The organism is Puia dinghuensis (assembly GCF_014642875.1).
In the GTDB taxonomy this organism is placed as follows: Bacteria; Bacteroidota; Bacteroidia; order Chitinophagales; family Chitinophagaceae; genus Puia; species Puia dinghuensis.
In genome coordinates, this window is the sequence record NZ_BMJC01000002.1 from 875,772 (window position 1) to 902,232 (window position 26,461).

The window sequence follows — 26,461 nt, forward strand, 5'->3', positions numbered from 1 at the left end:
CAGGTACGGTAATTGAGTGTTTATACTTAGGGGTACCGTTAAAAAACGGTACATATAATCACCTATTAAATTTGCAGATTCTACCAGGCTTCATTAACTTGTTCTTTGTACGATCTTTGTCAAACCTCCCTTAAAATTTCTGCCTATGTACGATCTTTTAGAGGTGGGTGAAGAGGTAACTTTTCCTGGCTTGTTGGATATCAAGCTGATTGTTGAAGAGGTCCATGAAAACAGGGGCATTGTCCGCTGCAAGTATTATGACGACCATCTTAACAGGTTTATCAAGCTAACGCTGCCCGCAGATGCGTTGGTCCCTCTTCGTAAAGCGCCCAAAATGACGAAGGTCTCTGTAAGTAGCAAACACATATGATCCGATCACTTTGGATCGGGCTCTCGCACGCGGGGGTGGGGTTTTATTTCGGATCGAGGGCTCTCCTGATGCGCTGGGCCAGGTCTTCCAGATGGTATCTGGTAAGCTTGTCTGTCGTCATTGGGATAGCGGCCAGTATCCGGGTCCTCATGGTGGTGAGTTCTGCCCTTGCAATAGAAGGCAGGTCGGTATTTTTTGTACCGGGTCCAAAGTAAATGACCAACCCGGAAAGGCTGGATGATGATCCACCCGAAGAGTTGAGTACCGAGATCAGCGACTCCACATACGTCTTTTGCAGGTCGCGGCGCCAGGCATCAGTGGGTTGATGTTTACTCAATTCTCCCCAAATGCCTTTGCGGACATCGTCCAGCAACTCCTCCACAGTATATACATGTGTCGCGCCATAGCGATTGGTCTCCAGCAAGAGGTTGTTAAGCCTGTTTGCCGACAGCAGGCTGCTAAGGACTGCGGTCTGTATCGGTGATATCGGGTCTCCGCCCGAAGGGCTGCTGATCTTGTTGAGGATGTTGTTATCCAGCAACCAGCGCGGCGTCTCGAAAAGCTGGTTATTCAGGAAGCGAACGGCCTCGCGCTGCCGCACCGCCGGTGTGGGTTCATAGACGTCCCCGGGTTGCTCGACGCTGCGAAAGGTCTCATAGACACCCCCCACATTTTTCAGGACATGGCCCATATAGCGGTTGAACTGCGCCACCACCTGCCGGTACATCTCGGCCAGATTCTGGTATTTGTCGGCTTCTTCTTTTGTCCAGGCGGGCAGGCCGGGAAGGATGCGGCGCAGGTTCTGGATGCCGTATTCGCTTGCTTTTATACTGTTGTCCCCCAGGTCTTCGGTCTGGGCGCGGGGATCCTGGTTGAATCCCTCACCACCAAACCAGAGGCGCGGATTGGTGCGAAGACTGTCGATGACCCATTTGTTGAGGATCTTAGATTCTTCCTTCGGGTCTTTTCCACCTGCATAGGCATAGCCCCAGCGGATGGCCCAGCGATCGTACTCGCCGATGCGGGGAAAGAGGTCGATCTCGGGAATATCGTCCTGCGGTTGGGCGACATAATTAAACCGCGCATAGTCCATGATGGAGGGCGTATGGCCATGAATGTCGAGCCAGCCTTTGTCGCGTAGTTTCTCCACCGGCACGGTGCTGCTGCTACCCATATTGTGGCGGAGGCCGAGGGTATGCCCCACTTCATGGGAAGAGACAAAGCGGATGAGTTGCCCCATCAGGCTGTCATCGAGATGCATCGACCGGGCTCGCGGATCGACGGCGCCTGCCTGTATCATGTACCAGTCATGCAATATCTCCATGATATTGTGATACCAGCCGATGTGGCTTTCGATGATCTCCCCGCTGCGTGGGTCGTGAACATTGGGACCATACGCATTTTCAATGTCCGAGGCAAAATAACGCAGGACGGAATAACGGGCGTCTTCCAGGCTCATCGTGCTGTCCCCATCCGGCCATTCGCGGGCTTCAATCGCGTCTTTGAATCCGGCCTGTTCAAATGCCCGCTGCCAGTCGTTGACACCCTGGATGAGATAGGGCACCCATTTGCGTGGCGTAGCGGGATCGATGTAGTAGATGATAGGTTTGGCCGGCCGGACCAATTCCCCGTGCAGCCATTTTTCGCGGTCTTCAGGCCGGGGTTCGAGCCGCCAGCGGACGATGAACTGCTGGTTCTCTATCTTCTGCTGTTCGTCACTGTAGACGACATAGTCATCCGCAAAATAGCCTACCCGGGAGTCAAAGAGCCGTTTGGACATCGGGGCGGCGGGCAGGAGAATAAAGGAAGTATTGAGTTCCAGCGTAACGGCGCCCGCGGCATCGGTCGGCGAAGAAAAAGACAGGCCGAAAGCGGCGCTCATCCCGCCGCCGGTGGAGAAGGTCTTGACGCTTCTGACTTCGGTGTTGATGGGGTAGGTGTTGATGTGCTCGATATAGCTTCTGTCGGAAGCCAGGCCGCCCAGCCTCATCCTGCCCTTGATCCCCTGGGGAATGCTGACGATGAGATTGTCGCCTTTGAAATAATCGGTGACATCGATGACCACGCTTGCGGAGTCCTTACCATAAGCTTTTATATCGAAGGCGGAGGCAATGGGGTCTACGCTCGAATTCTTCACCGCCTTGTAGATCTTGCTGGTCGAGTCGGCCATGCTGACAAGGGTGACGACACGGAGGAACAGGGTGTGCGCAGGACCTTTATCCCATTCCAGGGTCTGCTGGTTGGCCAGCTCCCCGCCATAAATGCCGCCGCCGGCAGCCGTTTTGCTAAACCGGGTGATGGCCATGAATTCCCTTCCCAACAAGGAATCGGGGATCTCGAAATACCATCTTTCGTCTATTTTATGCACCGTGAACAGGCCATAATGGGTGACGGCCTTGTCGGTGATCACCTCTTTATAAGGCTTGGGCCCCTGCTTTGGCAGGGTAAAACCGGGAAAGGCCGGGGGCTTTGGTTTGGACGTATCGGCAGCAGCCGGAAGTACGGGGTGTCTACGTTGGGCAAGGACGGGAGAGTAAGCTGTTGCGGCTAGGGCCGTCATCAAAAGGACATTCTTTACTAAATTCATATGAATATGCGCAAAGGGGGGTAAGTTATACGATTTTTCCCTGTTAATTCATCCGGACATAATATTTTTTTAAAGGTCGGATGGCTCTTTCCAGGATAAAATTTTCATTTTTTTACTGTTATAATGAAAATTTTATCCTGGACGGGTCGTTAAAAGCGGAAAAAAATTGAAAGCGACCCTTACCCTGCTTATCCTGGCCTGTTGTTTTACTATCCGCGCCCAGCAGTCTACTATCCCCGACAATGAACATGCCCGTCTCCTCATAGGGAAAAAACGGTGCCTCATCGCCTATGCCGGCAATGATCATTCTTTTACGCTGGAAACGCCATTGCACTCTGCCAAACCATCGGATGTCCCGGGATTCATCACAATCGACAAACAGATCGTCCAGGCTACGGTAGTACCGGGCGACAAGAACATCGATCTCACCGGGATGACCCCCGCCCGCGAGAAGGATGTCCTCCAGAAGTATATGAATTACGAATTGGACTACTACCGGAAAAAGCTGAAACAACATTACAGTCACCTGCAAACGGAATGGCTCACCTTATCGGGAAAGCTGTTCCTGGTGTGGTATTTCGACATGCCTCCGACCTATAAGTTAGTGAGCCGGCAGGTTTATGTATCCACTTTATTCGGGAATGAAGTGATGGACCTGAATGCGCCCGTTTTCAAAACCGATGATTGGGGTAAGGCCAGGGGTATCCTGGTCAGGCTGGCGGGGACGATGAAGACCTTCAACAAGCGGCTCGACCTGGATGACCTTGGAAAGAAATTAAATAAAGGATAGTATCTTAGGAGGGTTATGAAACGAGCCCTTCTACTTCCACTACTGCTGTTTACGATTCTCCTTACTGCACAATCCAAAAGATCGAACAATACCGCCTATTTTCCGCCGCGCGGGGAATGGGTTCACCGTAGTCCGGCTGCGCTGGGACTGGATTCCGTAGCTCTGGCGGAGGCCATCGGGTTTGCCCGGGAGAAGGAGTCCAGGGCGCCGCGTGACCAGGAGTTAGCGCAGGAAGAGAGTTTTGGGCGGGCCGAGCCTTTTGACGAGGTAGTGGGCCCGATGAAGCCGCGTGGGGAGCCGACAGGAATTATTATTTACAAAGGATATATCGTCGCCGAATGGGGCGAGCCCAACCGGGTGGATATTACGAACAGTGTGACGAAGAGCTTTTTGTCTTCGGTGGTAGGTGTGGCGGTTGACCAGGGGTTGATCCGCAGTGTGCTGGATACGGTAGCGAATTATGTACCGCCGATAGAAGTGTACGATCCGCTTGCGGGGAAGCCCGACCTGTTGTATCCCTTTGCCAGCGCACACAACCGAACCCTTACCTGGGACGTAATGCTGCGGCAGACCAGCGACTGGGAAGGCGTGTTATGGGGCAAACCCGACTGGGCCGACAGGCCTGAAGGCAAGCCGGAAGAATGGACTACCAGGCCTCGCCATGCGCCGGGTACGGTGTGGAAATACAATGATGTCCGGGTGAATGCGCTGGCGCTGGCCGCTACCAGCGTCTGGCGGATGCCGCTGCCGCAGGTGCTGAAAACGTATATCATGGACCCTATCGGGGCCTCCAACACCTGGCGCTGGTATGGCTATCGCAACTCCTGGATAGTGCTGGACGGGCAACCTGTGCAATCCGTCAGCGGCGGGGGCCATTGGGGCGGAGGAATGTTCATCAACGCCTATGATATGGCAAGATTTGGTTTGCTGACCCTTCACCACGGCAACTGGAATGGCAGGCAGCTGCTCTCCGAGCAATGGGTGAAGCAGGCATTGACGCCAACATCGGCTAATCCGGGTTATGGGTATATGAATTGGTTTCTAAATACAGATCAGAAACTATTACCCAGTGCTCCGGCCTCGGCCTTTGTCCATATCGGCAACGGCACTAACTTTATTTATGTGGACCCCGAACACGATCTCGTAGCCGTGGTAAGATGGATCGAGAATGCATCCATGGATGGGATGGTGAAAAGGATATTGGCGGCCTGCCCAAAGAAATGACAATGGAACTACCCCGAGCATACCGAATAGAAACCCAACGGCTGGTGATCCGTTGTTATGAACCGGCCGACGCGTTGAAATTGCAAAAAGCCATCGTGTCGAGCCTCGATCATCTCCGGCCCTGGATACCCTGGGCGCGCCAGGAGCCAAAAGAACTGGAATGGATGATCAGCGTGATACGGCAATTCCGTGGCCGGTTCGACCTGGGACAGGATGCGGTGTACGGCATCTTCGACAAGTCGGAAACTGTGCAGGTAGGCGGCACGGGACTGCATAACCGCATCGCCAAAGATGCGCGGGAGATCGGGTATTGGATCGATGTCAACTATATCAACCGGGGTTATGCCACCGAAGTGGTAAGCGCACTCATCAAGGTAGGTTTTGAAATAGAAGGCCTCGCCCGACTCGAGATCCGCTGCGACCCCGCCAATCACGCCAGCCGGAAGATCCCACAGCGATTAGGATTCCGGCATGAAACGACGCTTAAAGATCAAGGCACCGGCGAGAACGGCAAGCCGGTCGATCTGATGGTCTGGGCCTTGTCCAGCAGGGAATATGAAGAAAGTCCACTAAGGGATGTACGGCTACGGGCCTTTGATTTCATGGGGAAACCCATCGAAGGCACGGCCGGCCGCTATTTATGATCTTTCCCAAGCTCCCGGTAGCGGAGCATGGCTTCCACAAAATAATAGTCCGCATAAGTGAGCGGCACATCGACTTCGCTGTGGGCGGGGAAATGACCGACGCTGTGGCGGAGGATAAAGCCGCCGTTGGAACCCACCACGGGTTTGTAGGTATTGTCGGAGAGGTTGACGATGATCTTTTCGGCGACCTCAAGATATCCGCGGCCTTCTTCGGAAGGGACGTAGTGGCTGAGTTCGATGAGGGCGGAAGCCATGACGGCGGCGGCGCTGGCATCGCGCAGCGGTGGATAGGCGGGTGCGTTGTAATCCCAGACGGGGATCTTGTCGGCGGGGAGCGCAGGATTGGTGAGGATGAAATGCGCGATATGCTGCGCCTGCTGGAGATATTTCGGGTCGTGCGTGTTGCGGTATACCATCGTGTAGCCATATAATCCCCAGGATTGGCCGCGGGCCCAGGCAGAGGAATCGGAATAGCCCTGTGCGGTTTTTTGGGCGATGATCGCCCCGGTGACGGAATCATAGTCCACGACGTGAAAACTGCTATAGTCGGGCCGATAGTGATTGCGCATAGTCGTATTTGCATGGGCGACGGCAATTTTATAGAAGGAAGAGTCGCCGGTGATATGCGTCGCCCAAAACAGCAATTCGAGGTTCATCATATTGTCGATGATGACGGGATAGTGCCAGGGTTTGCTGTCCCAGGACTTGATGCAGCCTACAATGGGATGGAAGCGGGTGCTGAGCGAGCGCGCGCTGGTGAGTAGGATGCTGTCGTAAGGCGCCGCGGACTGGGGCAGGAGTTTTTTCCCGATAAGCCTGAGGGCATTGCCAAAGCTGCAATACATCATGAAACCCAGGTCGTGCGTACCCTTATCGTATTGTTCTTTTTCGAGAAGGCTGAGCCGACGTTGCGCTTCATGGAGCAAGGTGGTATCCTCGGAGAACTCGTACAGATAGAAGAGCGTGCCGGGATAGAAACCGCTCGTCCACCAGCCGGCGTCGCTGGTCTCGAGTTTGTCCGCATTGGCGTAATATGTTTTGGGGAGGCGGTCTGCCGGGACACGGCCCATCAACACCTTATACTGGTTCACCGCCTGGCGGAGGTTGCCATCGATGAGGTGGAGGAGGGCGGGTTTGGGTTGAAGTTGTTGATTTTTTTGGGCGTTGGCTGGTGCCACTGGCAGGAGGAGGCCAAGGCATGCGATGAAGAGGATGGTGCGGTGCATAGGACAAAAATAGGAGAAAGAGCTTATTTTTGCGGACATGGATGAAAAATTGCAGGCATTGGGCCGCCAACTGGAAGGAGAATTGTATTATGATACGACCATGCGGACCCTCTATGCCACGGACGCTTCCGCCTACCGCGAGATGCCGCAGGCGGTGGCCGTGCCAAAGACGACGGACGACATCCGGAAACTGATCGCTTTTGCCCGGGCGGAAAAGACCTCCCTGATACCCCGGACTGCGGGGACTTCTCTTGCCGGACAAGTGGTTGGCAAAGGCATCATCGTTGATGTATCGAAGTATTTTACCGGGATACTCGAGCTGAATGTGGAGGAAAGATGGGTGCGCGTACAGCCCGGCGTTATCCGCGACGATCTGAACCTATTCCTAAAACCGAAGGGGCTTTTGTTCGGTCCGGAGACCTCCACGGCAAACCGGGCGATGATCGGCGGCATGGTCGGCAATAATTCCTGTGGCAGCAATTCGGTTGTCTACCGCAGTACCCGCGAACACCTGCTGGAAGTAAAGGCGCTGCTGAGCGACGGGTCGGAAGCGACCTTTGGAAAGCTGGGGTTGGATGAATTCCACGCCCGATGTGAAGACGCGGGCCTCGAAGGCGAAGTTTACCGGGAGATACGCCGGATGCTGAGCAATTATGACAATCAAGTGGGCATCCGCGAGAACTTCCCCAAGAAAAGCATTGAAAGACGCAATACCGGTTATGCACTGGATCTACTGCTGGACACGGCGCCATTTACGGCCGGCTGTCCCGATTTCAACTTCTGTACACTGATGGCCGGCTCCGAAGGGACCCTGGCCTTTCTGACGGAGATGAAGCTCGATCTTTCCCCCCTCCCGCCAAAGGAGACGGGCTTGCTTTGTGTTCATTTTATGAGCATCGATGAATCGCTGCGGGCAAATCTAATCGCGCTTAAATATGCACCGACGGCGAGTGAACTGATCGATCATTATATTCTTGAGTGCACGAAGGACAATATAGAACAACGGAAGAATAGATTTTTTGTACAGGGTGATCCCGGCGCTATCCTGGTGATCGAGTTCAAGCGGGACAACCGGGAAGAGATCACTGCCATCGCGGGGAAGGTGGAGGCGGAGATGCGGGCAGCGGGCCTCGGGTATCATTTTCCGTTGCTGTTCGGGGCGGATACGGGACGAATCTGGTCGCTTCGAAAGGCAGGACTCGGTCTGCTGAGCAATCTGCCGGGTGACGACAAGGCGGTGCCGGTGATAGAGGATACGGCGGTGGACGTCCAGGATCTTCCTGCCTATATCCGGGATTTCAACGAAATATTAAAAAAATACGGGCTGTATTCGGTGCATTATGCGCACGCGGGCAGCGGGGAAATACATCTGCGTCCTATCATCAATCTGAAAACTGTAGAGGGTAATAAGCTCTTCCGCACCATTGCCGAAGAGATAGCCGCGTTGGTAAAAAAATACCAGGGGTCGCTCAGCGGGGAGCATGGGGATGGCCGGCTGCGTGGAGAGTTTATTCCGCTGATGGTGGGAGAGAAGAACTACGGCCTTTTCAAGGATCTCAAGCGCACATGGGACCCGGCTAACATCTTCAACCCTGGTAAGATTGTAGATACGCCGCCAATGGATACGCAGCTAAGATATGATCCGGGGCAAATAACACCTCCCTTCTCTACCCTCTTCCGGTTTCACGGCCAGGACATCCTGCAACATGCCGAACAGTGCAACGGAAGCGGCGATTGCCGTAAGACCCATTTGTCGGGCGGGACGATGTGCCCCTCCTTCATGGCTACCCGCAACGAAAAGGATACGACGCGGGCGCGGGCCAATATCCTGCGGGAGTTCCTCACCAGGAGCGACAAGCCCAACCGGTATGACCATAAGGCCATCTATGAGGTGATGGACCTATGCCTCAGCTGCAAGGGTTGTAAGTCGGAGTGTCCGTCCAATGTGGATGTCGCCAAGTTAAAAGCGGAGTTCCTCCAGCATTATTATGACGCCAACGGTGTCCCGATGCGCAGCAGGATGATCGCCAATTTTTCGCTGAGCGCGCGGCTTGGGATGATAGCGCCAGGGGTGTATAATTTTTTCATGAAACAGGATTGGGTGAAGCGGCTGGTGGGGTTTGCTCCTGAACGGTCGATGCCGATGCTTTACAAGACGACGCTACGCAAATGGTGGGGGAAACGGCAAAGGAAAAGCGGGGGGAGAAAGGTGTATCTGTTTTGCGATGAGTTTACGAATTATAACGATGTGGAGACCGGGATGAAGGCGGTGTTGCTGTTGGAGAAACTCGGGTATACCGTGGTGATCCCCGAGCATGTGGAAAGCGGGCGGACATGGCTGTCGAAGGGACTTGTGCGGGAGGCCAAAAAGATCGTCGACCGGAATGTGCGGTTGCTGGCGCCGCTGGTGACGGCGGATGCCCCGCTGGTGGGGATCGAGCCTTCGGCGATACTCACCTTTAGAGATGAGTATCCTGATCTGGCGGCGGATGAACTGTTGGCAGGTGCAAAGGAGTTGGCAAAGAATAGCTTTTTGATAGACGATTTTCTTGCCCGGGAAATTCAGCGGGGCGTCATCGGAGCGGACTCCTTCACGAAAGAGAAACGCCAGATCGTGTTACACGGGCATTGCCAGCAAAAGGCGTTGTCCTCGGTGGCGGGGAGCGTTAAAGTGCTGTCGCTACCGGAGAACTATACGGTGAGTGTAGTCCCATCGGGCTGTTGCGGCATGGCCGGGTCCTTTGGATATGAGCAGGAGCATTATGGCCTTTCCCAGCAGATAGGGGAATTGGTGCTGTTGCCGGCGGTGCGTCGACAGGGGGAGGATGTGATCATAGCGGCGCCGGGAACCAGCTGCCGGCACCAGATAAAAGACGGAACGGGAAGAAAGGCGTTGCACCCGGTGGAGGTTTTATACGCGGCGCTGGCTATTTGACCCGGACAGCTTAAATTGCGGAAGAGAATCTCATGGAAGAAACGACAGTAAAACATCCAAGGACATTCAGCAGGAAGATAGACCCGCTGCTCAAGACCAATAACGACACTGGTTTTGGCACCAACGCGGCCAATTACGGGGGCCGGTTTATCAACCGTGACGGCACTTTCAATCTGCGGAAAGAAGGGATGGCCTTTCTCGACCGCTTCAGCATCTATCATAGCATGCTGTCCATGCCCCGGTGGAAGTTTGTCGGGCTGATCCTGGTCGCTTTTTTCGCCATCAATGTTTTCTATACGTCGCTCTACCTGGCGGTAGGCGTCGACCAGTTGGGGGGCGTCATCGCGACCACCCCCTGGGGAAAAATAAAAGAAGCCTTTTTCTTCAGCGCGGAGACGGTTACGACAGTGGGCTATGGCCGGGTGAATCCCGTCGGCGACGCGGCCAATGTTGTCGCCGCCATCGAGGCGTTGAGCGGCTGGCTTGCATTCGCCCTGGCCACGGGTCTCATTTTCGGGCGGTTTTCCCGGCCCCGGTCGTTCCTCGTTTTTAGCGAATTTGCCGTTGTAAGCCCTTTTAAGGATAAGACGGCGCTGATGTTTCGTTTTGCCCCTTATAAGGACAAACATACCCTCACGGATGTACAGATCAGGGTAAATATCGGGTTGAAGATGCAAAAGGACGGCAGCGAAGAGTATGTATATTACGACCTGAGCCTCGAGCGTACCAAGGTTGAGAGCCTCCCGCTGAACTGGACGGTCGTTCACCCCATCGATGAGCAGAGCCCGCTGCTGGGATTCTCGCCGCAGGACATGGAGGCTGCCGATGTGGAGCTCTACGTACTCATCAGGGGGTTTGACGATGTCTATTCCAATTTTGTCCAACAAAGAACATCCTTTACTTACCAGGAGATAAAATTCAACCGGAAGTTTATCCCCATGTACAGGGAAAGCCTGGATGGGAAGACGACCATCCTCGAGCTGCACAAGCTGAACGAATACGAGGAATTAAAACAGGGTTAATCTTTTTTCCCACAGCAACCTATTAAAGACGCCTGCGTATCTTGTGGGCCAACCTACCAAAGACGCCGACGTATTCTTATGAGGGACTAAACCGGTTCGCCAATCGTCGGTCAAAGATTCTATTCATTTATCCGAAAAAACATTCTTGAAGGCTGTAAAAATATATCTATCCCTAGCCCTTCTTGTCCTCTCATTCCTGCACGTAAACGCGCAGGACTCCCTGCATATCAACCATTTAAAGATAGCCAACAGCCAGGAAGACCTCGTGGACGTCGGCCGGTCGTTGCTAAAAGGCCATCATTCCACCCGCATCGACACGGTGCGGCAAAAAGTGGGGAAATTGCATATCTCGGCCCTCCCGGTGGCCGGTTATACCCTGCAGACGGGGTTTGCAGGGGTGGTAACCAGTGATTTTGCCTTTTATACCAGTGAACATGACCAGGCCAACCTGTCCAGCGTTCTTACCAGCATCGCCTACACCCAATACCAGCAAGTGATCCTTCCCGTCCAGGCTAATATCTGGACCCGGGGAAACAAATATAATATTCTGACGGACTGGCGCTATCTCCGCTATCCATCCATCACCTATGGACTGGGCGGGAATTCGAGTGCAGACAGTGGCTACAACATTTATTATGGCTATCTGCGGCTGCATCAGGCCATTTTGCGAACTATTGCGAGGGATTTCTACCTGGGGTTGGGTTTTGATGCGGACTATTTCTGGAACATCCAGGAGGTGGACCCACCGGCTGCGAAGCCTACAGACTTCGAGCGCTATGGACTTACCCGTACGGAGGCTGCGGCCGGCTTTTCCCTGCATGTGCTGTTCGACGACCGCCGCAACCAGATCAATCCGGAGAAGGGAAACTATCTGAGCCTCATCTACCGGCCCAGCCTCACCTCCCTGGGTAGCGATAACAACTTTCAGACCCTGCTGCTCGACCTGCGAAAATATATCACTTTCCCCAGCAATACCCATAATGTTCTAGCCTTCTGGAGCTATGACTGGCTAACACTGGGCAGTGGTAATCCGCCCTACCTGCTGCTACCCAGTACAGGATGGGACGAATACAGCAATACGGGCCGGGGGTATATCCAAGGGCGCTATCGCAGCAAGAATATGCTCTATCTGGAATCCGAATATCGTTTTGGCATCACTACTAACGGATTGCTGGGTGGGGTCGTATTCGCCAACGCCGAGTCCTTTTCCGATATGCTCACAGGGCATTATACTTATATCAACCCCGGCTATGGGGGAGGTATCCGCATCAGCCTTAATAAATTCTCCCGCACCAATATTGCCGTGGATTATGGCTGGGGCATCCATGGATCGGGTGGTTTTTTTGTGAATTTGGGTGAGGTTTTTTAGTAACTTCCCCATATGAGAAAATTACCCGCACTGCTGACAGCCCTGTTGCTGACCACTACCGTTTTTTCCCAACAAAAAAATCCACGCCTGGCCAATGCCAGCCGCGAAGACAAGAACGGCTGGATCTATGTCCATCTGGAAGGAAGCCCCGGGGACATCGGGTTCCAGAATGGTTTTCTCCTGTGCGCCGAGATCGACGACCTCATCCGCGCGATGAAGCTCGTCCTGCCACACGAGTCCGGCAAGGACTGGGCCTTTTACCGGGAGTTTGTAAAAAGAGCGTTTTGGGACAAGATTGATAAGGAATACCAGGATGAGATCACGGGCATCACGGAAGGATTGAAGCTAAAAGGATACCATTATGATGTGTACGACCTGGTGGTGATGAACGGGTATATCGAACTATCGCAATATTATGTTCCGTGGCTGGCGGAGAAGAAGCATCCCGGTTCGGCTGCGGCCAATAACAAGGCCCCGGGCAATTGCAGCGCCTTCATCGCCACCGGCAGCTATACAGCCGACGGGCAGATCGCCATGGGGCACAACAACTGGACGGATTATGTCTATGGCGAACGATGGAATATCATCGCCGACATCGTTCCGCAAACAGGCAACCGGTTGTTCATGGATATGATGCCAGGGTTCATCCATAGCGGAGACGACTTTGTCATCACGAGCAGTGGTATCCTCATCACCGAGACCACGATAACGCAGTTTAAAGGTTTTGATGAAAAGGCCATTCCCGAATTTGTTCGGGCAAGGAAAGCAGCCCAGTATTCCAACAGTATTGACGACTTCATCCAGATAATGACCACCGGTGATAATGGCGGCTATGCCAATGACTGGCTTGTCGGGGACACCAAGACCAATGAGATCGCCCGGCTCGAACTGGGATTGAAGAATCATCCCGTGTGGCGCACAAAGGATGGCATCTATACCGGCTCCAATTTCCCGCTTGATGCAAAGCTGATCAAGGAAGAGACGACCTTCGACCCGGCGGACAGTACGAACTCTCCCAACAGCCGGCGGCGGCGCTGGGAGCAACTTGCCAGCGACTACAAAGGAAAACTGGATGCCGAGACCGGTAAGACGATCGAAGGCGACAGCTATAACGAGCTCACCAAGGCGAAGGAAGCAAGCCGGTGTGTTATTGCGGGCCGCATCGATACCGATCCGAAAGGATGTCCCGAATGGGATTGGGGGCCGTATTTCCCGGGAGGCACTGTTCAGGGGAAGGTGACGACAGCCGCTCTGGCAAAGGACCTGAAGTTCTGGGCGCACATGGGCAATCCGAATGGCGATGATTTTTTAGCATCGCCCTTCTTCACGGCACATCCGGAATATCAGTGGGAGTCGAGATACCTGCATGATATGAAGGCGCAGCCATGGACTTTGTTCACAGCAAAAAAATAGGGGCAACGTAGCGGCGGGACGACCGTACATTACCCCACAGATTCTTAAGATGCGCAGAATTGAGGATGGGTTTTTTCTTCGATAACAGGTTAGTCACAGGAAAGTAAATTAGGTGGTGCAGTAGAGGAAGTAATCGATTTGCCACAATTACCGTACCAATTGGTCTACTTTGTATGAGTAATCACCTATATCTTGATTCTGATCACCGAAAAAGTATAGGGAGCCAGTGTTGAAGCCAATTTTTTACCCTGGCTGGGGATACTTGTTCCCACCGGACTGATGGCCGTTGGGTTGTCGAGCGTGTTGACGGCATCGAGTCGCGCTGCCGAGAGCAGGAAGGCCCGTGCCGGGCTACTCACCTTTCGCACCCCATCCAGGCGGATGTTCAGGCTTTGCGGCTGGGCGGTGGTGTTCACCAGTTTGATGACGATCTCCCGTGCAGCGCTATCGATACAGGCCGAACCATAGAGCCCATCCTGTCCCGTAAGCGGGCTGCCCTGGCGGGTGAGTGGCAGCACAGCAGTGCCTTTATTATTGGCAAACAGTTTTTGTACATAATAATCAGCCGTGCCGTACGACCGAAGGTTGTCAAACCAGATGAGATCGGGTGTCCACTGCCAGCCATCCACATGGGCAAAGAGCGGCGCATAGGAAGCCATCTGTACTATATCGGCATTCCGCTCGAGCCCAGTCATAAAGGCGGCTTCCGCCAGCGCACATTGCCAGTTGCTGCGGTTGTTCACCGACACCACTTTATCGCTTTGTGCCGCGTATTCCCCGGCGAAGATCTTCGGACCGTTGCGATCGTAATGGTCATAGCGGGTGGCGTTCTGCAGAAACCATCCCGGGTTTCTATAATAATGCTCGTCGAGGATGTCGGCGTGCAGTTTGCGCAGGGTATCATTCAGAAAATCGAATTTCTCGCCGTTGGGGTCGGGGCCGGTGCTGTTGACAAGGCGGATATCGGGGTATCGGGCTTTGATGGCCCTGGTGAAGACCTTGTATCGTTCGACATATTGCGGTCCCCATTGTTCGTTGCCGACCCCCATCATCTTCAGATGAAAGGGTGCAGGGTGTCCCATGGCGGCGCGAAGGCCACCCCATTTGGTGGAGGTGTCGCCATTGGCAAACTCGATGAGATCGAGGGCATCCTGGATATAAGGATCGATGTCCGGGATGGGCACCACTTCGGCGGTATTGAACTGGCAGGCCATGCCGCAATTGAGGATGGGCAGGGGCTCAGCGCCGATGTCTTCGGCTAACTGGAAGTACTCGAAGAAGCCGAGGCCGAACGACTGAAAGTAATCCGGGGTCGACCGGTGCGCAAATTCGACATTCCAGCGGTTCATAATCAGTTTGCGATCTTCCACTCTCCCCACGGTTTTCTTCCATTGATAGCGGTTGGTGAGATCACGGCCTTCGACGATGCATCCGCCGGGGAAGCGGATAAAGCCGGGGTGCATATCGGCAAGCAACTGGACGAGGTCGGCGCGAAGGCCGCCGGGTCGCTGTTTCCAGGTATGCTGGGGAAAGAGGGAGATCATGTCGAGATCGACGACGCCCTGGCCTTCGAAACCGATGTAGAGCCGGGCCTTGGCCTCGGTGACAGTGGCGGTGAAGGAGATGGTGTCGCGCTTCCAGTCGGTGGAAGGATTAAGGAGGAGCCTGGCCGAGCCGATAGGTTGCCCGTTGGGGTTTTGGAGTTCGAGACGTAGCGCTACGGGGGCGGCGGGCCGGTCCCAAATGGAAAAATGATACGTTTCCCCCTGTTTTATCCCCATGCCCCGGAAGCCCTCGTTGGAAAGACCATACTCGCCGTCGGTATAGTGGGTGACACGGATGAACCGGGGGTTGTCGGGGTTCTCAGCTCCCCGGTTAAGGACAAGGATATTACCGTTGCCGGGGACGGAACTATGCTCCGTCCAGCCCATTAGGGGATTATTGAATTCGAAGGAACGGTTTTTGACTAATTCTGCATAGAGGCCGCCATCGGCGGCCATATTGATATCTTCGAAGAAAATGCCCCACATGGTGGGCCGGATTGCAGCCCCCGGCTTGTCCGCCTCTACGGTAATCTCCTGGGCAACAGCTGTTTGCAAAAACAGCGGGGAAGCAAAAAAGAACAGAAAAACCCCAAAAAACATCCTTTCGCGGTTACGTTTCCGATGGTGGCGTTGACTATTGTATACCATTGTACCTTATTAAAATTTATTCGACATGAGTGATGAATCGACAGATCAGCTTTTGCTATTCGGACAGTTCATCGATCTTTATTATCCATCCATCTTCTCGGCAATTTCCAAGTTGACCGGGCTGACGGATGAAAAAGAACTGGAATTGATAACCGTCAATGTCTTCGACGAGCTCTGGAAGAACAGGGACATTCTTTTGAAAGAAGTCCGTCCTCCGGCCTTTGTATATCGCATCCTCATCCGGCAGGTCTTTGCTCATCTGCAAAAACTGGGGTACGAAGACAGGATCATGGCTTTACAAAACACGGTGCTCATCGACCCATCGTTCTATGCACTGGGATCGGGATCATTGTCGAACGACGACCGGCCACCCGTCGACCCAGATAAGCCGCTCGATCCGTAATTTCGATCTCCCATTATCCTTTGCGTCATATCCATGAAACACAAGGAAGTAACCATCGACGCATTCCACCACGGCGCAATGCCCTACTCCATTCCAATTCCTATCTCCTTCCAGCACCAGTGAGCCGCCGCCAAGGGTCATCGGGGTGCCGTCGCGATCCAGGTAAGGCCCTTGGATCTTTCCGGCCCGGCCCACCATCATCTTGTATGTACTCTTCTCTCCGCGACAACAATAATCGAAAGATACGAAGAGATAATAATAATTGTCTTTTTTACAAATAAAAGGCGCTTCGATGGCGGCGTCGCCGGCGGCGGTGTCGGGAATCGTCTCCGTGCGATGGCGCGAAGCGATGGTGTACCACTGCTGGGGCTCGGCGAGGGACCGCCCATCGGGGGAAAGTTTGGTAAGTTTTATGCCATCCCAAAACGAGCCGAAATCAAGCCAGGGGGCGCCCTGATCGTCGACGATGAGATTAGGGTCAATAGCATTCCAACGGTCGCGGCCCGGGATGGATTGGATTATCTTTCCCTGGTCTTCCCATTTGAAATCCGGGGACTGGGGGTCGAGGGTCTTGTTGGTGGCGAGGCCGATGCAGGAAGTGTTCTTACCGAAGATGGAAACAGCGTAGTAGAGATAATATTTCCCGTTGCGGAAGCTGATATCAGGGGCCCAGAAATGACCAGTGAAACCCGGGATGGTGATAGTGGTCCAGGACGGCGGGCTGCTGAAGACAGGCGCCCGGGCTGTCCAGTGCTGGCGGTCGGGGGAAGACCAGACGCTGATGCCGCGCCCTGTGCAGAAGATGTAGTATAGGCTGTCCTGGCGGATCATCACAGGGTCGTGCACCGGTGGCGCCGTTGTAAGCTGGGCCTGCGCGGTGATGATGAGCAGGAGGAGGACGGCTGTTATTGCTTTTTTCCCCATACTGCCGTGCCTGTGTTGTTCAATCCCGTGAATATAATGGTGCTCTTTTTGTTCTCCCAATCCCTGCCTTTCTGTACAAAGACCTTTTCGATAGCGCCCCCACCCCAGCTGATCTGCAACCAGGGAGCGGTGTAGCTCCATATTCCTTGTGCAGGGCCCTTGGCCGTCCCGTCGGCGGAAAGGGTGATCAGGGTGGAAACCTGCATGTCGGGAGAGACCTGTGTCGAGGCATAGCCTGGCACGACCGTATAATTCAAGACTATTCGCTCCCAACTACCTGCCAGGGAATCCTGCGGCACGAGACTATTGTCCTCCCAGGCATACCGTTCGGGGGAAACTACCGGCCAGCCATCCACTGTCCAGAACAGTTTCCGCACATGCAGGTCCATAAAATAGCTGTTGACGGCCGGCCTCGCTTGGCTGGCATAGTAATAATGTGCGCTGTCGTCGGTGAAGACGGTGCAGTGAGAAACACCCTGCCAGCCGCCATGGCCCATAAACTGGTAAGGCGCGATGATCATCGGGGTATGGTCGATATTGGTATTGGCATCGACGCCGTTAAAGTCCAGGAATGGTCCCGTCGGCTGATCGGCCCGGCACACCCGGGTATTGTATTTTGTCTGCAACCAGTCATAGGCAATAAAAAGGAAGTATTTCCCCAACGTAGCGTTGTAGATGATCTCCGCCCCTTCGATATTCCCATTGTACTGGCCATTCGTAAAGCCCCGGTTGGCGATGCGCGTCCCCTTGTCCCCCGCCGTGGCCGCCAGACCCGTTGCGGGATCCAGCTTCAGGACATAGATCCCGTCCCAGGCGCTGCCATAATACATATACTGGTTGCCGGAAGGCGTGGTCATCACTGTCGGATCGATGGCGTTGGTCTGTGTAGTGTTGTCATTCGCAGAGGCGACCACTGTCCCTTGCTCCGTCCATGGTCCTTCAGGCGACGACGCGGTGGCCAGCCCGATCACCGAAAGCCGCGGAGTGGGGGAAGAAAGGGAATAATACAGCCGGTATTGCGCACCAACCTGCAACACATAAGGCGCCCACAAGGCATTGTTTGGTGTGCCGCCCTGCGACGTGATATAAGCGGACCCCAAGGCCGGTAGCGGTACATTGGATGGAAAGACCCAGCCCACAAACTGCCATTGCACGAGGTCTTTCGACTTCCGCACCTGAATTCCGGGTCTCACCGAGGTTCCATAAGCTACATCCGTACTGTAACAGTAATAATACTGGCCGAATTTTTTGATGCTCGGGTCGTGTACGTTGTAGGGTCCCCATTTGGAGTAATAGGTGAAGTCGGCTACATCCGCGTACGTGTCTTCGATCGAATTGATATCGAATGCGGCGGTGACACTGGTCGTGGTGTCCGTTGTGGTGCTTCCCGTTGGCGACCCGCTCTTTTTAGAGCAGGCAGCCAGCAGGAACAAGAAGATGAGGGTAACGTAATTAATATGTCGCATTTTGCTTAACGCCGGGATTGTTGTCTATTTCACTTTGCGGGATGGGATAGAGTTCCTTGCCGGGTATATACCCGTTGAATTCCGGGTCCCGGGTTTTCAGCCAGGAAAGCCTGGTCGCATCGGACAGCCAGCCCCAGCGGCGAATGTCGTCGAAGCGGTGTCCCTCCAGGCAGAACTCCAGCAGCCGTTCGTGCCCGATCTGGTCGCGCATCTGCGCCTGGGTATAGGTGGAGAATTCTGCGACCCGATTGGGCAGGCGGGCTCTTGTGCGCACCATTTGGATGTATTGAGCACACACGGCAGTGTTGCCCAGCTCGTTCTGGCACTCCGCATACATCATCAGCACGTCCGCATAGCGCATCAGCCTGTCGTGAATGCCGCTGCGCCAGCTATATTCATTGGCCTGATAGCCATCTCCGTTCTCATATTTGCGGCTGAAAACATCGTTGAGGAACCCGATGTTAGAACCATATTTGACGGCGAAATTATCCAGGTATATCGTCTCGCCGGGTTTGTTGTAGAACATGGTGGCGTCGAGGCGGGGGTCTACCAGGCTGTCCACGGTCTTCTCCAGGAAGAATTCATTGAAAGCACTCTTGGTAGGCTGGACATCTGTCCACCCATAATCAGGCGCCCCATAGGTGATGGCCCGCGCAGAGGTCTTTCCCCATGAGGACAAGGGTACACCCTGCCAGCCCAGGTCGGTGCCACCCGCAGACGTAGAGAACTGGATCTCGAACAGCGATTCCGCATTGTTGGGATAGTTGAGGGTGAAATTGTCCTTGTAATTCGGCATCAGGCTGTAGATGCCCAGATTGATAATAGCTTTAAACTGATCGGAAGCCTGCTGGAATTGATGGTTAAACAGATAAGCCTTGCCAAGGTAGGCCATCGCAGCACCTCTGGTGGCCCTGCCTTTCTGTCCCGCATCCGCCCCCGAAACCGTATCATACGTCACCGGCAGGAGGTTGATCGCCGCCTGCATGTCCGCCTCCACCTGGGTCCAACCCTGGGCCTGTGTGGACTGGGCAACGAAGAAATCGGATGGGCCCTTCGGGGCCTTCAGAGGTAAGGACACGTTGCCGAACAGGTTCACAAGGTGAAAGAAATACAAGCCCCGCAGGAAATAAGCCTGCCCAAGGATGCGATTCTTCACCCCAGCATCCATGGCGATGCCGGGTACATATTCAAACACCTGGTTACACCGGAAGATGCCTTCATAATATTCATCGAACGACCAGCCATAGCCGGATGGATCGCTGGTGCCTATGGCAAACTTTCCTACATTGGAGATGGCCGTCCAGGGGCTGTTACTGTGTACATCGTCCCCACGGACATCCAGCAGGATGGGTGTAAACCGCATATAACATCCGTCAAGCATCAACGGCGCATATGCCGCATCGATACCCGCAACGGCATCTGCCGAGGTTTTCCAGTAGGAGGTCGAGGTCTGCGCGTTGGGATTGGCCTGGTCGAGCTTTTTGTTGCAGCCGCCGGCAAACCAACTCAGGGCGGCGAGGAAAATAATATGTGAGAATTTCATATGTCGTACTTTATTCGTTAGTGATTTAGAGACCTGCCTGCAGGCCAACCATGAATGTCCGGGGATTGGGGAAAGAGCCGTAGTCATATCCGCGGCTGAACAACCCGTCACTGATAAAGTCGGGATCATAGCCTTTGTATTTGGAAACAGTGACCAGGTTAAGCCCGCCGACATAGACCCGCAGGCGGGTGAAGACGTGCCCCCTGCCGATGACCGACGAAGGGAAGGTATACCCGATCTGCGCATTTTGCAGCTTGATGTACGTGCCGCTTTCTACAAACTTATCGGAGAATCTGCCATTACCATTGGGGTCCCCGATGACCGGTCTCGGAACATTAGTATTGGTATTCGTCGGGGTCCAGTAATTGAGATAATCGGTATGCGCATTGTTGTACTGCCCGCTCATCAAGGCCGCATAGACGCCATTGAAGACCTTGCTGCCCGCATTCCCCTGCCAGAAGAAGGAGATGTCGAAATTCTTATAAGAAGCGTCGAAGTTGAACCCAAAGTACAGTTTCGGGATGGCCGAGCCCAGGTAGACCCTGTCCGAATCATCGGTGATGGTATAGGCGTGGGTATTGTCCTTTCCGTTTTGCGCCTTGAACCGCACATCGCCGGGCGCAGTATAAGCGGATTGGAATGCATGGCTCGCGATATCCGCGGCATTCTGGAACAACCCTTCCGTCTGGTAACCGTATAATTCCCCTACTTCCCGGCCCACGGCTGTCTTGCTGCCCGCACCATAGATGGGATTGTTGGCCCCGCCCAGTTTCAATACTTTGTTCTTTAAGGTATAGGCATTCCCGCTGATATTGAACTTCACCGGACCGGTGGAGTGGTGATAGGCCACCGTGAATTCCAATCCCTGGTTGGTCATGGTGGCGGCATTGGTGGTCAGGGTCTGTGGGAAGGAACCTACCGACAACGGAATGGGTATCTGGGTAATGATATCCTTCGACTCGCGGTAGAAGTATTCGCCGGTGAAGGTGAGTTTCTCATTCCAGAGGCCCAGGTCGACCGCGACATTCTTGGTGGTGGTACTCTCCCACTTGAGGGACGGGTCCGTCACCGACACCGTGGTACCGCCCTGCGCCAGGACATTGTTGAAGACATAGTTGACACTGCCGTCAATATAGGATTGCCAGCTGTAGTAGCCAAGGGAGGTCTGGTTGCCCAATGTTCCATATCCCGCCCTCAGCTTCAGGCTGCTCACGTCTTTTGGCAAGGAGATGAATTTTTCATTGCTGATATTCCAGGCCGCCGCAAAACCGGCAAAGTTCCCGTACCGGTGATAGGGACTGAATTTAGAAGACCCGTCCCGCCGGAAATTGGCAGTCAGGAGATATCTGTCCTGGTAGTTGTAGTTCACCCGGCCCAGCAGGGAGAAAAGGGTAGCCGTCCCCTTATCACTGGTGACCGTATTGGCGCTGGGATTGGAGACGGCCCCAAACGTTTGTGCGACAAGGGTCGTCGTATCCGTGGAGGTCGCAGACATCTGGTCGTAGTTATCCTGCTGATAGGTGATGCCGCCCAACAATTCGAAATGGTGGTCGCCGGCATGGAAATTATAATTAAGGGTATTTTCGACCAGACCGGTGTTTGCTTCGCCCATCTGTTGATACATGTAATATTGGGTATTGATATAGTAGTAACCCATATTGAATTTGGGCTCATAGTGGAAGTTCTTATAGTCCGTGCGGTCGAAGCTTACACTGATGCGATATTTGAGGTCTTTCAGCAGCTCTATTTCCCCCCAGGCATTGGCCAGGATGCGGTTGCGGTCGCTGTGATCGTTGACGAGCTTGTTGATGCCGACTACATTCGCAGAGATGCCGCCATTCAACACCTTGTCGCTGCCACCGTATCCGCCCAGGCGGGTCGGGTCGTACACGGGGATAGTCGGAAAGGCCGTCAGCATGCTGGTGACGGTGCCGCCGAATACGGCATGTCCATTTGTCGCCGCATAATTTCCCTTGTTCGACTGCGTGTAGGCGAATTTTGCGCCATAGCTAAACCTTCCTTTCTTTCCCTGCATGCTGCTGTTGAGCGAATATCGCTTATAGCCCTGCGGACCAACCTGGTAGCCCGTCTGATCGAAATAATCCAGGGAAAGATTGTAAGATGCGGCTTCGGAGCCGCCGGAGATCCCGGCGCTATGGTCCTGGATAAAGCCCGTCTTCAGGGCTGCCTTCTGCCAATCGGTGTTGATATTCGAGATGAATTCCGGACTGGAAGGATCGTTACCCGGCGACAGGGCCAACCCTGCATTGGTCTCCGCCGCACGCACGATCTGCTGATACTGCGTCCTGTTGGCAAGCGGTATTGTCTTAGGAACCTTCTGCATCCCGGCCCAGCCGTTCAGGCTGATGCGGGCGGGTCCGGGCCGGCCCTTTTTTGTCGTAATAATGATCACGCCCGTTGCTGCCCTCGACCCGTAAATGGCCGCGGCAGAGGCATCTTTCAGCACCTGGATGGTCTCGATATCATCCGGCGAGAAATCATAAGGCGCGGTGACCGGGATACCGTCGATGACAAACAATGGGCTGTTATCCCCAAAGGTGGTGACCCCCCTGATCTTTATCTGCACATACCCGCCGGGCTCGCCCGATCCCTGTACGCTGATGCCTGCCGCCTGTCCCTGCAGCAGCTTGGCGACATCATAGGATGCCGTCTTCTTTGCATTGTCCACATTGACGACGGCGACCGAGCCCGTCAGGTCTTTCTTTCGGACCGTACCGTAACCGACCACCACCACGTCATTCAAGGCGTTTGCCCTGGTAGTCAGATTGATATTGAGCGGGGATTTGGATACCTTTATTTCATAGTCGTCGAACCCGATGGAAGATATGACGAGGATGTCGCCGGTGCTGGCAGGAATGGAGAAGCTGCCATCCTCGGAAGAACTGGTGCTGATGTTCTTCCCTTTCACAGTCACTGTAGCCGCGGCCACCGGCTTCCCATCCTTGTCCTTTACGCTGCCCTTCACCGGGGCCTGCGCCATGGCGGCGCATGAAATAAGCAGGATAAGGAAAAGGAGCTTACATTTTTTCATATAGCATTAATTTGGTTTGGCAATCTTAAGTGTCAAAAAAACATTTAATCGTCAGCTCAAAAATAGCGATATCTCCATATTCCACTCATATTTTCGTATCATTGTCTCAGCAAATCATCTCAACTTCGGATGGTGACCACCAGGACCTTCATACTTGCCATAGCCTCCCTTTTCATGGGTAGCGCCCTTTTCGGCCAGCCCTATTACTTCCGGCATCTGCAGGTGGAGAACGGGCTTTCCAATAATGCCGTCATTTGTAGTTTGCAGGACAAGAAAGGGTTCTTATGGTTTGGAACAAAAGACGGCCTGGACAGATTTGACGGCTATTCCTTCAAGATCTTCCGCAACGATCCTGACGACAGCAGCAGCATCGGAAGCAATTTTATCCATTGTCTTTATGAGGATCAGAAGGGTCTCCTGTGGGTGGGTACGGAAAAGGGCCTTTACCGCTTCGACGCTGCTACCGAAAGCTTCCGGGTGGTCGACGGGGCCGCGGATGGCCCAATCAGGGATGTTGTTATGGATGGAAGTGGAGATTTGTGGTTCATTTCGGGTTTTACGCTGATGGAGTTGCCGGTGGGGAGGCAGCGGCTGGATTATTTCGACATCGGCCGCTATTTTGAAGCGACGTCCTTATGCATTTCGGCCGATGGCACGCTGTGGGTTTCTTCCGCCGCCGGTCTCCTGTACCGATGGAACCAGGGAACTCATGCCTTCACCGGCTTCGACCTGTTCGATCATTCCGACCAGACACAGGACAGGTGGTTGGAAAGGGTCTATGCCACGGCAGGCGGCACGCTGTTGGTCGGAACCGCGACCCAGGGCGCAAAACTATTCGACGTCCGAACTTCCGCCTATAAAGACATCCTCACGTATAATGAAGACAGGACGGCTGTCTTTGCACGGAATTTTATCCAGACCTCCGATGACGAGTGCTGGATCGGTACAGAATCGGGCGTCTACATCTATAATTCCAGGACGGGGCAGGTGCTCAACCTCCGGAAAAAATACAATGATCCTTATTCCCTCTCCGACAATGCCGTCTACACCTTTTGTAAGGATAAGGAAGGGGGCATCTGGGCGGGCACCTACTTCGGCGGCGTCAATTACTATCCGAGGCAATACAATGCCTTCCGGAAATATTTTCCCAAAAGCGGGGAGAACTCCCTGGATGGATATGTCGTCCGCGAGATACACCAGGACAGCTACGGCAACCTCTGGATCGGAACCGAAGATGCAGGGCTCAACCGGCTGGATACGGCCACCGGCCTGTTCACCCATTTCCTGCCTACCGGCGCCAGGGGAAGCATTTCCTATAGTAATATCCACGGATTACTGGTGCATAGCAACTGCCTCTGGATAGGCACCTTCGAACATGGTCTCGATATCATGGATATTCCCAGTGGCAAGGTTATCCGCCACTATTCCACGGGCAACGGGGAGCACGATCTGAGAAGCAGTTTCATCTACTGCATCTACCAGGATCCTTCGGGAGGTATTTTATTGGGCACCACCCGCGGGGCCTATGCATATGATTCCTCGAAAGATTACTTTACACCTTTGCCTGGCATGCCCCTCTACAATTGGTATTCCTGTCTCTTACGGGATAAGAAAGGTGGTTTTTGGGCCGGAACATATGGCAACGGCGTTCACTATTACAATGCCCTCACAGGCAAATCACGGGATTTCCGGTACAAAATGGGCGACAGGCGCAGCCTGGGCAGCGACAGGGTCAATAGCATATTCGAGGACAGCAGCGGCAGCCTCTGGTTCGCCACCGAAGGAGGACTGTGCCGGTATGACGCGGCAACGGAAGACTTTACCCGGTTCACAACCCGGGAAGGCTTCCCCACCAATTTCATTTTAAGTATACTGGAGGATGAAAAGGCAGTGCTTTGGATAAGTACTTCCAAAGGATTGGTATGTTTCAACCCCCGGACGCAACGCTTGACCAATTACACAAAAGACAATGGACTGCTGAACGACCAGTTCAATTTCAGTTCGGCTTACAGGGACGCGGGTGGCAGAATGTACTTCGGAAGCGTCAAAGGCATGATCAGCTTCCGTCCGTGGGACTTCATCCCGAATTCCTTTGTGCCGCCGGTGTATTTCACCGGGTTCCAGGTGGATAACAAAGAGCTGCCCATCGCCCGGAAAGGGTCCCCTCTCCGGCAATCTCTCCCTTTTTCGGATAACATCGTCCTCGATCATAATCAATCCACCTTTAGCATCGACTTTGCCGCACTTGGCTATACAGCCCCGGAGATGACAGAATACGCCTATAAAATGGATGGCCTGGATAAGGGGTGGACGCATTTAAAAACAAACAGGAAAGTTTATTTTACGGGCCTCGCCTCGGGCCACTATGTTTTCAGGGTAAAGGCTTCTAATAGCAGTGGGGTATGGAACGAACAGGAGGCGAAGCTGTCCATCGAGGTACTCCCACCCTGGTGGGCCAGTCTCTGGGCATGCGCTTTTTATATTTTTTTTGGCGGAGTTTGCATCTGGTATGCCATCCGCATCTATCACCGGAATGTGGAAGAAAAGAACAGGCGGAAGATCGAACATCTCGAAAGAATAAAGGAGAAAGAGATATTCAATGCCAAGATCGAGTTCTTTACCAATGTGGCGCATGAGATAAGGACTCCCCTCACGCTGATAAGGGGTCCCCTGGAAAAAGTGATAAAAAAGGCCGGCGCCGTCACGGAAATAAAAGACAGCCTGCGCATCATGGAAAAAAATACTCTCCGGCTAATCGACCTGACCAATCAGCTGCTGGACTTCAGGCAAACGGAGATCGGGGGATTCAGCCTGAATTTTGTAAAGGCCAATATTCCCGAACTGCTGGAAGACAATTATATCAGCTTCAAACCCCTCGCAGAACAAAAAAACCTCCGCTTCGAGCTTTCCCTGCCGGTTGCCCGGCTATGCGCCTATGTAGATACCGATGCCTTTAACAAGATACTCGCCAACCTTTTCAGCAACGCGGTGAAATATGCCGAAGGCAAAGTGATCATCTTTCTGCGGCCCTTTGACGAAGGGGATACTTACTTTACGATCGAGATCAGCAATGACGGCTACCAAATCCCTTATGAAATGCGCGAAAAGATCTTCGAGCCATTCTTCCGGTTAAAAGAGACTGAAAAGCAAAAAGGCACCGGCATCGGCCTGGCCCTGTCACGAAGCCTTGCGCAGCTGCATAAGGGCGTCCTTGTATTGAAAGTGCCGGAAGACGGCCTCAACACCTTTTCCCTTACCATTCCCATCCACCAGGAAAACGAGTTCAATCTAACGCTATAAC

At 53.7% G+C, this 26,461-nt stretch carries 16 protein-coding genes; 9 read left to right on the forward strand and 7 right to left on the reverse strand.

The features are described 5' to 3' along the window. Positions 1-413: 413 nt before the first annotated feature. The gene (locus IEY39_RS11815; RefSeq protein ID WP_188931664.1) at positions 414-2,957 is read right to left on the reverse strand and encodes a zinc-dependent metalloprotease; all 2,544 of its coding nucleotides are present in this window, start codon (positions 2,955-2,957) and stop codon (positions 414-416) included. A gap of 166 nt (positions 2,958-3,123) precedes the next feature. On the opposite strand from IEY39_RS11815, the gene IEY39_RS11820 reads away from it, so the two are divergent. The 3 genes from IEY39_RS11820 to IEY39_RS11830 are packed head-to-tail and all read left to right on the forward strand — an operon-like array spanning position 3,124 to position 5,615. After that, the gene (locus IEY39_RS11820) at positions 3,124-3,747 is read left to right on the forward strand and encodes a hypothetical protein (RefSeq protein ID WP_188931666.1); all 624 of its coding nucleotides are present in this window, start codon (positions 3,124-3,126) and stop codon (positions 3,745-3,747) included. Between the two features lie 15 nt (positions 3,748-3,762). Next, positions 3,763-4,971: a serine hydrolase domain-containing protein gene (locus IEY39_RS11825; protein WP_188931668.1), complete on the forward strand. Its 1,209-nt coding sequence runs from the start codon at positions 3,763-3,765 to the stop codon at positions 4,969-4,971. 2 nt (positions 4,972-4,973) lie between these two features. Continuing rightward, positions 4,974-5,615 carry a GNAT family N-acetyltransferase gene (locus tag IEY39_RS11830; RefSeq protein WP_188931669.1) on the forward strand — a complete coding sequence of 214 codons (642 nt, stop codon included), beginning with the start codon at positions 4,974-4,976 and terminating at the stop codon, positions 5,613-5,615. Here IEY39_RS11830 and IEY39_RS11835 read toward each other — a convergent pair. Next, the gene (locus IEY39_RS11835) at positions 5,606-6,841 is read right to left on the reverse strand and encodes a glycoside hydrolase family 88 protein (RefSeq protein WP_188931671.1); all 1,236 of its coding nucleotides are present in this window, start codon (positions 6,839-6,841) and stop codon (positions 5,606-5,608) included. The genes IEY39_RS11830 and IEY39_RS11835 overlap by 10 nt on opposite strands. Positions 6,842-6,878: 37 nt before the next feature. Between IEY39_RS11835 and IEY39_RS11840 the strand changes: the two genes are divergently transcribed. The 4 genes from IEY39_RS11840 (at position 6,879) to IEY39_RS11855 (ending at position 13,580) form a co-directional block, all read left to right on the forward strand. Beyond that, on the forward strand, positions 6,879-9,776 hold the full coding sequence (locus IEY39_RS11840) for an FAD-binding and (Fe-S)-binding domain-containing protein (RefSeq protein WP_188931674.1): 2,898 nt from the start codon (positions 6,879-6,881) through the stop codon (positions 9,774-9,776). 32 nt (positions 9,777-9,808) lie between these two features. Then, entirely contained in the window at positions 9,809-10,798 is a 990-nt protein-coding gene (locus tag IEY39_RS11845) for an ion channel (protein WP_188931676.1), read from the forward strand. 145 nt (positions 10,799-10,943) lie between these two features. Beyond that, on the forward strand, positions 10,944-12,167 hold the full coding sequence (locus tag IEY39_RS11850) for a BamA/TamA family outer membrane protein (protein WP_188931678.1): 1,224 nt from the start codon (positions 10,944-10,946) through the stop codon (positions 12,165-12,167). Positions 12,168-12,179: 12 nt separating this feature from the next. Further along, the gene (locus IEY39_RS11855) at positions 12,180-13,580 is read left to right on the forward strand and encodes a C45 family autoproteolytic acyltransferase/hydrolase (RefSeq protein ID WP_188931680.1); all 1,401 of its coding nucleotides are present in this window, start codon (positions 12,180-12,182) and stop codon (positions 13,578-13,580) included. A 185-nt stretch (positions 13,581-13,765) separates the two neighbouring features. Here the strand turns inward: IEY39_RS11855 and IEY39_RS11860 are convergent, their stop codons facing one another. Next, entirely contained in the window at positions 13,766-15,679 is a 1,914-nt protein-coding gene (locus IEY39_RS11860) for an alpha-L-arabinofuranosidase family protein (RefSeq protein WP_229688883.1), read from the reverse strand. Positions 15,680-15,797: 118 nt separating this feature from the next. Between IEY39_RS11860 and IEY39_RS11865 the strand changes: the two genes are divergently transcribed. Continuing rightward, positions 15,798-16,175: an RNA polymerase sigma factor gene (locus IEY39_RS11865; RefSeq protein ID WP_188931682.1), complete on the forward strand. Its 378-nt coding sequence runs from the start codon at positions 15,798-15,800 to the stop codon at positions 16,173-16,175. Here IEY39_RS11865 and IEY39_RS11870 read toward each other — a convergent pair. The 4 genes from IEY39_RS11870 to IEY39_RS11885 are packed head-to-tail and all read right to left on the reverse strand — an operon-like array spanning position 16,119 to position 23,160. Then, on the reverse strand, positions 16,119-17,099 hold the full coding sequence (locus IEY39_RS11870; RefSeq protein WP_188931683.1) for an arabinan endo-1,5-alpha-L-arabinosidase: 981 nt from the start codon (positions 17,097-17,099) through the stop codon (positions 16,119-16,121). The two genes, IEY39_RS11865 and IEY39_RS11870, sit on opposite strands and share 57 nt — an antisense overlap. After that, on the reverse strand, positions 17,081-18,565 hold the full coding sequence (locus IEY39_RS11875; protein ID WP_188931684.1) for an arabinan endo-1,5-alpha-L-arabinosidase: 1,485 nt from the start codon (positions 18,563-18,565) through the stop codon (positions 17,081-17,083). The genes IEY39_RS11870 and IEY39_RS11875 overlap by 19 nt, the downstream gene beginning before the upstream one ends. Then, complete coding sequence (locus IEY39_RS11880; protein ID WP_188931685.1) at positions 18,552-20,108, reverse strand: RagB/SusD family nutrient uptake outer membrane protein; 1,557 nt, start codon at positions 20,106-20,108, stop codon at positions 18,552-18,554. Before IEY39_RS11880 ends, IEY39_RS11875 begins: the two co-directional genes overlap by 14 nt. 25 nt (positions 20,109-20,133) lie before the next feature. Next, complete coding sequence (locus tag IEY39_RS11885) at positions 20,134-23,160, reverse strand: SusC/RagA family TonB-linked outer membrane protein (protein ID WP_188931686.1); 3,027 nt, start codon at positions 23,158-23,160, stop codon at positions 20,134-20,136. A 129-nt stretch (positions 23,161-23,289) separates the two neighbouring features. On the opposite strand from IEY39_RS11885, the gene IEY39_RS11890 reads away from it, so the two are divergent. Continuing rightward, positions 23,290-26,460 carry a ligand-binding sensor domain-containing protein gene (locus IEY39_RS11890; RefSeq protein WP_188931687.1) on the forward strand — a complete coding sequence of 1,057 codons (3,171 nt, stop codon included), beginning with the start codon at positions 23,290-23,292 and terminating at the stop codon, positions 26,458-26,460. The last annotated feature ends 1 nt before the right edge of the window (position 26,461 follow it).